Source organism: Arenibacter lacus (genome assembly GCF_008711145.1).
GTDB classification, from domain to species: Bacteria; Bacteroidota; Bacteroidia; order Flavobacteriales; family Flavobacteriaceae; genus Arenibacter; species Arenibacter amylolyticus.
Map to the genome: position 1 here is coordinate 1 of NZ_VVIN01000266.1, position 394 is coordinate 394.

The 394-nt window shown below is 48.2% G+C and carries 1 protein-coding gene; it reads left to right on the forward strand.

The features are described from left to right. On the forward strand, positions 1-394 hold a 394-nt coding region (locus F1E73_RS17450), incomplete at both ends, for a dihydropteroate synthase (RefSeq protein WP_191089081.1).

Below are 394 nucleotides of genomic sequence, written 5' to 3' on the forward strand. Positions count from 1 at the left end.
GCGCTACGGGGCCGCCGTTATCGTGATGGCTTTCGATGAGGTGGGGCAGGCCGATACCTATGAGCGGCGAATAGAGATTTCCAAGCGATCCTATGATATACTGGTAGACCAGGTAGGGTTTCCGCCAGAGGATATTATTTTTGACCTGAACGTTTTTCCCGTAGCTACGGGGATGGATGAGCATAAGTTGAATGCCTTAGATTTTATTCGGGCTACCGCCTGGGTGAAGGAGAATTTGCCTTATTGTAGCGTAAGTGGTGGAGTAAGTAACGTTTCCTTTAGTTTTAGGGGGAATAATCCCGTGCGGGAGGCCATGCACTCGGTCTTTCTATACCACGCCATTAAAGCAGGTATGAATATGGGTATCGTTAACCCTAGTATGTTGGAGGTATAC